1 protein-coding gene is annotated in these 1,806 nt (G+C 56.0%); it reads right to left on the reverse strand.

Annotated features, from left to right (window positions below; genetic code table 11):
• Nucleotides 1-201: 201 nt before the first annotated feature.
• The coding region (locus tag H6G62_RS27115) for a PAS domain-containing protein (RefSeq protein ID WP_190500931.1) at nucleotides 202-1,806 on the reverse strand (1,605 nt) is incomplete at its 5' end.

Consider the following 1,806-nt stretch of genomic DNA (forward strand, 5'->3'; position numbering starts at 1 on the left):
GGTTCCGCCGTCAACAAGCTGGATAACCCCCTGGCCATGGTCGCTGTGGTTCGCAAACTGGCCGAAAGCCTGCAAACCGCCAAGGTTGCCGCTCGCGCCTAGGTCTGTGGATCGTCTAGGGTTTCTGAAGCATCCTAGCGTCTTGTCCTTCAGTGGCATCAGCACCCTGGTTTCTTGGAGAAGCCGGGGTGCTGTTTAGGTTTAGGGTATGGCCACAATCGGTAGCTGAATGGTAAAGCAACTGCCCTGCCCCAGTTCGCTGGTGAGGTCAACCCGTCCGCCATGCATTTCGGCAATGCGTTTGACCAACGCCAGCCCTAGTCCGGTGCCGTCATACTCGCGGTTGAGGGCGCTGTTGACTTGTACAAAAGGTTGAAACAGCTTGCGGGCATCCTCAGGGCTAATCCCAATGCCTGTATCGGCTACGGTGATGGTTAAAATCCCGACCGTGGCAGTTGGAGCCCTTTTGGGATGGAGAATCGCCTGATTGGTGACCCTTGCGGCGGGGGCTAGGGGTTGGTAGGCGGCGGTCAGGGTAATCTGCCCGCCTGCGGGGGTGAACTTAATGGCATTGCTGAGCAGGTTCAGAAGCATCTGGCGCAGACGCAGTTCATCTCCATACACATCCGGCAATCCCATGGGAATCTGAGCGTCTAGGTGTAGGCGTTTTTTGTGGGCCTGCGGCTTGACGAGCGTCAGGCTGGAATAGCATACGTGGCGCACATCGACCGCTGCATAGTCGAGTTCGCTCTGTCCCGCCTCAATTTTGGCTACGTCCAGAACATCGTTAATCAGGGATAGAAGATGGTTGCCGCTGGTTTCGACAATGGCGAGACTTTCCCGCTGGTGGTCGGTGATGGGGCCAAACACTTCCTCCTGGAGCGCTTCGGTCATGCCGAGGATGGCATTGAGGGGAGTACGCAATTCGTGGCTCATGTTGGCCAGAAATTCGTCCTTCATGCGGGCGACCCTGGCCAGTTCTTGGTTGCTGCGCTGGAGGGCAAATTCCGCCTGTTTACGCAGGGTGATATCGGCACAGACACAAATCAGCCAACCGTCTTCGGTGAGGGTTAAGGAAAGCCGTTCGTTAAAGGTGCTGCCGTCTTGGCGGATGGCCATGGCTTCCCCTCTCCAAACGCCGTCGCGGGTTAGGGCGGGCATTACCTCCCGGTCAAAGCGGGCCAGTTCTTCGGCCCCATAGAGCACTGTCCAGGATTTTCCCAGCAGTTCTTCGGCCTGGGTATAGCCAAAAATCTCTACATGGGCACGGTTGAGGTAGACGTATGTGCCATTTTGCAGAATGGCAATGCCGTCCGCCGCCGCCTCAATGGCTGCCAACTGACGGTTAGCCTGGGTCTCGTTTTGCTTGTAGCCACTGATATCCGTAAAGAAACCTACAATTTCCTGCGGTTTGCCCTGGGTATCTCGCAACAGAATCAGCTCATCCCGAATCCAGACATAGTGGCCGTCCTGGTGACGCACCCGATAGTCGTGTTGCAACTTGCCATGCTCAAACAATTCAGTCAGTTCGGTAAAGACACGCGGCACATCGTCGGGGTGTAGATGTGTCTCCCAGAAGTTTGGATTGGCCATAAATTCTGCTGGGGTATAGCCTAAAACCTGCTCTAAACCACGACTGATGTAGGTGCAGGGGTAAGGCAGGGTTGCCCCACAGGTATAGGTGGTGGCGGGGCTAGTGTTGATAATCCACCGAAACCGCTGAATGTTGGCCTCAAGCTGGGTCATGTATTGTTGCTGTTGCTCAAGCTGATCGCGCAGTTGCGCTTGGGCCTGACCAGCGGCATC

Source organism: Phormidium sp. FACHB-1136 (genome assembly GCF_014697375.1).
Classification (GTDB): Bacteria; Cyanobacteriota; Cyanobacteriia; order Phormidesmidales; family Phormidesmidaceae; genus Nodosilinea.